Below are 5456 nucleotides of genomic sequence, written 5' to 3'. Positions count from 1 at the left end.
GCCGGCCGTCAGCTTTTATATCCGCCCCATCAGCAACATCACGATCAGCACGATCACGACAATACCAAGCAGGCCGCTGGGGTAGTAGCCCCAGCTTCGGCTGTGCGGCCACGCCGGCACGGCGCCGATAAGCAGCAAGATCAGAATGATCAGCAAAATGGTCGACATGATGACTCCTCGTCGTTATTGATTCGTTTTTTCCGGCGACACGCGGGCGTCAGCGTTTCGGGGGATCTATTTCTTTGACTGGCGGCGACAACGGCGGCAGATCCACTTCGGGTTCGTCGGTGTCGGGTTCCACCGGGAGGTCCCCCGGCGGCGACCCGGGCGGAATCGGGTCGGGCTTGGGCGGCACGTGTAGCTGCAGTGTGGCTTGCATGGCACTCTCCTTGACGGATCCTTGCTGGAACGGGGAATAGCCCCGGCCGCAACGATCGTTTCGCTGATGTTGTTGCTGCCGACGGCCTCAGCAAGCGCCGTGCCCGCGCGGCGGCCCGGCAGTCCGCGAGCGGCCGCAGGCACGCTGCTTGCTCACCGCCCGCGACGCCGTTGGAGACCCGCATGGACGCCGCCCCCGCCTCGCCGCCCACCCCCGCATCGCTGGTCTACGTGGACGACACGCAGCCGGGCTATCGGCGGGTCCGCGTGAACGGCAATACGTTCCACTATCTGGATACGCGCGGCAAACGCATCACCGACGCCGCGGAAATCGCCCGCATCCACGCGCTGGTGATCCCGCCGGCATATGAAGACGTCTGGATCTGCCCCCTGCCCGAAGGGCACTTGCAGGCCACCGGCCGCGATGCCCGGGGCCGCAAGCAATATCGCTATCACCCCGACTGGGCCGCATTACGCGACGCGGACAAATACCAGAACCTGCTGGCGTTCGGCCAGGCCCTGCCCCGTATCCGCCGGCAGGTAGACCGGGACATGCGGGTGGCCGGACTGGCCCAGGACAAAGTGATCGCCACGTTGGTGCGTCTTCTTGAGACCACGCTGATCCGTATCGGCGCGCGCGAGTACGCGCGGTCGAATAAGTCGTATGGCCTGACGACGCTGAAACGGCGGCATGCGACGGTGACGGGAGGCGGCTTCCGCTTCCGCTTCCAGGGCAAGAGCGGCGTGCCCCACGACGTCACGGTGAAAGACCGCCGCGTTGCCCGCATCATCAAGCGCTGCCTGGAGATTCCGGGCCAGCAGTTGTTCCAGTACCTTGATGAGGACGGCGGCAAGCATCCCGTGGATTCGGGCGCGGTCAACGCGTACCTGCGGGCCGCCGGCGGGGGCGATTTCACCGCCAAACACTACCGCACCTGGGCGGGGTCGGTGCTGGCGTACGCCGCGCTGCAAGCGCGCCCTTTCGAAAACGAAGCACAAGCCAGGCAGGCCGTGGCGGACGTGATCAAGCAGGTCTCGCAACGCTTGGCCAATACGCCCGCCGTGTGCCGCGCCTGCTATGTGCACCCAGCCGTGCTGGACGCTTACCTAGCGGGCGCCCTGCCGCCAAAGGTCCGGGCGCCGGAGGCGCCGCGAGGCCTGCACGCGGACGAACGCCGCCTGCTGGCCTTCTTGCGCGCCCAATCAGGCCCGGATAACGGGCGCGTCGGCCGAGGGGAATCACAAAATGGATGAGCGGGCGTTCTTCGCGCGCGGCTGCGGCGCGGCGCCGTCGGCCCAGTTCGATTCCGTCTGGTTGTCGACGACCGCGCGTTTGTCGCGCGCCGCTTCGTCCGGCGTCGACTCGTCTGGTTTCACCGGTTGTTTCGGCACATCGACGGGGCCACGCGGCGGCAGTATCTTAGCGTTGTTCTGCGCACCGGCTTGCGCGGACTTGTCTGCCTGGCCAGACGCGGCGGCGGTCGATCGGGAGCGGGTTTTCATGGGTATCTCCTGCCAAGTTCCGAAATTCCATCCTACGGCCGTCCATCGGGATAAAGCACTGTCAGTACCTTCAAATTGCAAGCGGATGTGCCCGGTCCGGCCGGGCATGCCTTCGCTGACCGCCACGGGAACTCACAAGGAGATGCAATGCGAGACCCAAACTTCGAGCAATGTGTGCAAGCCTGCTATGAATGCGCGGTGGCTTGCGACCAATGCGCCGCGGCCAGCCTGGACATCAACGCGGCCCGGATGAAGCGCTGCATCAGCCTGGCCACCGACTGCGCCAGCGTGTGCCGTCTCTGCGCCGCCATGCTGGCGCGCAACGGCGAATTTTCTACCGCGCTATGTACTTTGTGCGCGCTGATTTGCGATGCATGCGCCCGCGCATGCACGCCGCACCAGGACATGGAGCATTGCCAGGTCTGCGCCGGCGCTTGCCTCGCCTGCACCCTGGCCTGCCAGGACATGCTCGAGGCCTAGCGCCCCGACACGCCGCGCAGCCGCACGGGCCGGTCTGCGATGGTTGAAATCCCGCCCGACTGCCAGGAGCTTTCAGATGGCCTCTACGAACACCCCTCTGCCTTCCGACTTTCCCGAGAACGGCCCGGACAATCGTGGGTCGCGCAGACGCGCGCGCCATCCGGAAAGCTGGATCGATGACATCGAGGCAACATTGCGCGACGCCGACCCCTCGGACCTGGACGCACTGAAAGCCCGCTTGTCGGAGCAGTTGACGGCCACGCGGCGCAGCCTGCGCGATGCCTCCGACAATGCCAGCGACCTGATGCGCGAAACGCTGGACTGCACCGAGGAATACATTCACGCGCGGCCGTGGCAGGCCATCGGCCTCGTGGCCGGCGCGGCGTTTCTTTTTGGCGTCGTCGTGGGCCGCCAGTAATCACGCCAGTCTGGCACCGGCCGGGCACCAGCCCGGCTTTTTTTTGCACCTTCTCGTTCGCATCGTCGTCAACCGCTTGCGTTGTTCTTGCCATCGCCGGGAACAACATTTGCGTGCCCTGGGCGTAGTGCGCCTTTCGCGCCTGACTCAAGGAGCCTTCGATGAGCAAGCCCCAAAACGCCGGTACCGGCGACCGTCCACATCCTACGCCCCCCATGCCGGACCAGCATCTTGAGAAGCCTGGCAACGAAGCCGACATGGAGCTCAAGCCGCAGTACCAGGCCCCCGGCTATCGGGGCAGCGCCAAGCTGCAAGACATGGCCGCCATCGTCACCGGCGGGGACTCCGGCATTGGACGCGCCGTCAGCGTGCTTTTCGCCCGCGAAGGCGCCGATGTCGCCGTTGTGTATTTGAACGAGCACGAAGACGCCGAGGCAACCCGGCGCGCGGTGGAAGCCGAAGGCCGTCGCTGCCTGCTGATCGCCGGAGACGTGCGAGAAGCCGCGTTCTGCAAGGACGCCGTGGCCCAGACGGTAAAAGCCTTCGGCAAACTGGATCTGCTGGTGAACAACGCGGCGTATCAGCAGCACACCGAAGCGTTGACCGAGATCAGCGACGAAAAGTGGGATAAGACGCTGCGCACCAACATCACCGCCTACTTCTACATGGCCCGGGCTGCCCTGCCGCATCTGAAGTCAGGGGCGTCCATCATCAATACCGGCTCGGTAACCGGCCTGCGAGGTAGCGCCAAATTGCTGGACTACTCCTCCACCAAAGGCGCTATTCACGCTTTCACCCGCTCGCTGGCCGGGAACCTGGCCAGCCAGGGCATCCGCGTGAACGCCGTGGCCCCCGGCCCTGTCTGGACGCCGCTGAATCCCGCGGATCAAAGTCCGGAGGCGATCAAGGAATTCGGCAAGCAGACCGACCTGGGACGGCCGGCGCAACCGGAAGAGATCTCGCCTGCCTACGTATTTCTGGCGTCCCCGGCCTGCGCCAGCTACATCACGGGGATTGTGTTGCCCATCACGGGCAGCGCCGGCGATTGATCCTTTAAACGTTGGAGGTGGGCGCTTCCACCCGCTCGGGCGGCGTCAAGGGGTCGAAGTCCTGCCATTTGCCATTCTGCCATCGCCCCTGCGCCCGTTCGATGTCGCGCCCACCCGTTTCGCGCAGTACCTGGCGGGCAAGCGCCTCCTTGCCCACCGGCACATGCAGCGCCAGCATCACGCCGGCCGCCCGCACGGCCGGATGCTCTTCTTCGTCGCGCGGGGTGGTGCGGACTTTGCGTTTGTCCCGGCCCACGATCCATAGCGCGCCGGCCAGGGCACCCAGGTATGCCCCCACGCCGGCGGCCGCGATGACGATCAGAATCGGCGCCGCCATTCGCGCTGCGATGAAGCCGCCCAATAGCGCGAACAGCAGGCCCAGGGCCGACGCGCCCGCCACGGCACCCAGATGCCCGCCCTTGGCGTCGGGGTCCGCCACGCGGTCGCCCCCTAATGGATATCGCGCATGCCCGCCCGCTGTGTTGATGTAGAAGGTGTGCACGTCGTCTTCAGTGAAACCTTCTGTAAAGAGTTTCTGCACGGCCACGGTGGCCTGGTCGAATGTCTGGAAGCGTGCGGCGACAATCAAAGACATGACGATCTCCCGGAAGGATGTGTACCGGGCGCAGCAACTTGCATGCCCATCCGAAGATGGCACGGCGCTTGCTGTCGGGCCTTGCGCAAGTCACGCTTGCCCTGCCTTTCGACCCTTGCCCGGAGACCGCCATGCCCCGCCCTCCTGCCCCCGATTTTCCCGATTTGGACGACACCGGCCGCCCCGATCTGGGACCCAGCGATTCCTCGGACTCGGCCAGCGACCTGCCCCCCGGCATGGCGCATTCCGACAGCGATTCCCAGGCGACGGGGGAACGTGAAAGCGTTGAACCCGACTCGCGCGACGACGACGGCAGCGATATCGGGCCGGACCGTGTGACGGGCGGCGATGAAGCCGGCCTGTCCCGTTCAGCCCCGAATCCGGAGCGCAATGGTGGGTGAGCCCCTGCCTTCGCCATTGCCCCCGTCGTCCTTGCACCCTGCCGCGCTTGGCCCCGCGTCGGCTGCGCATGAGGACGCCAATAGCCTGCCCCTCGATAATGGAGTTTTTTCCACTGCTGAAGCAGAAACTGCCGCAGGGGCTGAACCGCGCGCGCGTGAGCTGTCCTGGCTGGATTGGGTGGCGCTAATTGCCGTGGTGGCGGGTGGTCTGAACTGCGGGTTGATCGCCGCCGTCAACCTGGACGTATTCGCGAAAATCTTGCCGTACGCGGCGGCAACCCGCGCCGTCCAAGGGCTGATCGGGCTGGCCGCGCTGCATTGCGTCGTGCTGCTGTTCAAATGGGGCGACGGCGCCGACTAGGGCGCCAACCGCCCTATTTTCCGTCGGGACGCTTACCGGGGTACTGCCCGCCTTCTTCAAACTCCGGTCCCTTGGTGTTGGGCTTTTTGTCCGCTGGCCGTTTCGCTGCCGGCGGGGTGTTGCCGAAGCCGGGCTGGTCCGCACCGAACTGACCACTGCGACGGGCGGCGTCGGCTTCATCATTCGGGGTGTTCGCCTCGGGCTTGGCCTTCTCTTTCGCGGGTTGCTTCATCTTGCTCTCCGTATAGCCTATTGAAACTGCCTGCCGCGG

At 65.6% G+C, this 5456-nt stretch carries 11 protein-coding genes; 6 read left to right on the top strand and 5 right to left on the bottom strand.

Going from position 1 to position 5456, the window contains the following annotated elements; all coding sequences use genetic code 11:
- Positions 1-15 precede the first annotated feature (15 nt).
- Both ACE039_RS18550 and ACE039_RS18545 read right to left on the bottom strand, forming a co-directional pair.
- A complete protein-coding gene (locus ACE039_RS18550; RefSeq protein WP_006219570.1) occupies positions 16-168 on the bottom strand; it encodes a DUF3309 domain-containing protein in 153 nt (50 codons plus the stop codon).
- 49 nt (positions 169-217) lie between these two features.
- On the bottom strand, positions 218-379 hold the full coding sequence (locus ACE039_RS18545) for a hypothetical protein (RefSeq protein WP_199196882.1): 162 nt from the start codon (positions 377-379) through the stop codon (positions 218-220).
- 182 nt (positions 380-561) lie between these two features.
- Here ACE039_RS18545 and ACE039_RS18540 point away from each other — a divergent pair, with 182 nt between their 5' ends.
- The gene (locus ACE039_RS18540; protein WP_485823002.1) at positions 562-1632 is read left to right on the top strand and encodes a DNA topoisomerase IB; all 1071 of its coding nucleotides are present in this window, start codon (positions 562-564) and stop codon (positions 1630-1632) included.
- On the opposite strand, the gene ACE039_RS18535 is transcribed toward ACE039_RS18540, so the two are convergent.
- A complete protein-coding gene (locus ACE039_RS18535) occupies positions 1618-1881 on the bottom strand; it encodes a hypothetical protein (RefSeq protein WP_313464881.1) in 264 nt (87 codons plus the stop codon). The two genes, ACE039_RS18540 and ACE039_RS18535, sit on opposite strands and share 15 nt — an antisense overlap.
- A gap of 147 nt (positions 1882-2028) precedes the next feature.
- Between ACE039_RS18535 and ACE039_RS18530 the strand changes: the two genes are divergently transcribed.
- The 3 genes from ACE039_RS18530 (at position 2029) to ACE039_RS18520 (ending at position 3828) form a co-directional block, all read left to right on the top strand.
- Complete coding sequence (locus ACE039_RS18530) at positions 2029-2361, top strand: four-helix bundle copper-binding protein (protein WP_105558663.1); 333 nt, start codon at positions 2029-2031, stop codon at positions 2359-2361.
- Between the two features lie 76 nt (positions 2362-2437).
- A complete protein-coding gene (locus ACE039_RS18525) occupies positions 2438-2779 on the top strand; it encodes an ElaB/YgaM/YqjD family protein (protein WP_105558664.1) in 342 nt (113 codons plus the stop codon).
- Between the two features lie 161 nt (positions 2780-2940).
- Positions 2941-3828 (top strand): SDR family oxidoreductase, encoded by an 888-nt coding sequence (locus tag ACE039_RS18520; RefSeq protein WP_485823001.1) that lies wholly within the window; start codon positions 2941-2943, stop codon positions 3826-3828.
- A 4-nt stretch (positions 3829-3832) separates the two neighbouring features.
- Here ACE039_RS18520 and ACE039_RS18515 read toward each other — a convergent pair whose 3' ends face one another.
- Positions 3833-4423 (bottom strand): hypothetical protein, encoded by a 591-nt coding sequence (locus ACE039_RS18515; protein ID WP_313465315.1) that lies wholly within the window; start codon positions 4421-4423, stop codon positions 3833-3835.
- Between the two features lie 131 nt (positions 4424-4554).
- Here ACE039_RS18515 and ACE039_RS18510 point away from each other — a divergent pair, with 131 nt between their 5' ends.
- Both ACE039_RS18510 and ACE039_RS18505 read left to right on the top strand, forming a co-directional pair.
- Positions 4555-4824, top strand: a complete 270-nt coding sequence (locus tag ACE039_RS18510) for a hypothetical protein (RefSeq protein WP_485823000.1) — start codon at positions 4555-4557, stop codon at positions 4822-4824.
- 178 nt (positions 4825-5002) lie between these two features.
- The gene (locus ACE039_RS18505; RefSeq protein WP_448711237.1) at positions 5003-5185 is read left to right on the top strand and encodes a DUF378 domain-containing protein; all 183 of its coding nucleotides are present in this window, start codon (positions 5003-5005) and stop codon (positions 5183-5185) included.
- A gap of 13 nt (positions 5186-5198) precedes the next feature.
- Here the strand turns inward: ACE039_RS18505 and ACE039_RS18500 are convergent.
- On the bottom strand, positions 5199-5456 hold a 258-nt coding region (locus ACE039_RS18500; RefSeq protein WP_485822999.1), incomplete at its 5' end, for a hypothetical protein.

Source organism: Achromobacter maghribensis (assembly GCF_057334215.1).
The sequence above is the reverse complement of the archived record's forward strand: the minus strand, read 5'-3'. Positions and strand labels throughout refer to the sequence as shown.

Excerpts from the sequence above, each read along its gene's own strand:
- ACE039_RS18550 (WP_006219570.1), bottom strand. The coding sequence starts at position 168 with ATGTCGACCATTTTGCTGATCATTCTGATCTTGCTGCTTATCGGCGCC.
- ACE039_RS18545 (WP_199196882.1), bottom strand. The coding sequence starts at position 379 with ATGCAAGCCACACTGCAGCTACACGTGCCGCCCAAGCCCGACCCGATT.
- ACE039_RS18540 (WP_485823002.1), top strand. The coding sequence starts at position 562 with ATGGACGCCGCCCCCGCCTCGCCGCCCACCCCCGCATCGCTGGTCTAC.
- ACE039_RS18535 (WP_313464881.1), bottom strand. The coding sequence starts at position 1,881 with ATGAAAACCCGCTCCCGATCGACCGCCGCCGCGTCTGGCCAGGCAGAC.
- ACE039_RS18530 (WP_105558663.1), top strand. The coding sequence starts at position 2,029 with ATGCGAGACCCAAACTTCGAGCAATGTGTGCAAGCCTGCTATGAATGC.
- ACE039_RS18525 (WP_105558664.1), top strand. The coding sequence starts at position 2,438 with ATGGCCTCTACGAACACCCCTCTGCCTTCCGACTTTCCCGAGAACGGC.
- ACE039_RS18520 (WP_485823001.1), top strand. The coding sequence starts at position 2,941 with ATGAGCAAGCCCCAAAACGCCGGTACCGGCGACCGTCCACATCCTACG.
- ACE039_RS18515 (WP_313465315.1), bottom strand. The coding sequence starts at position 4,423 with ATGTCTTTGATTGTCGCCGCACGCTTCCAGACATTCGACCAGGCCACC.
- ACE039_RS18510 (WP_485823000.1), top strand. The coding sequence starts at position 4,555 with ATGCCCCGCCCTCCTGCCCCCGATTTTCCCGATTTGGACGACACCGGC.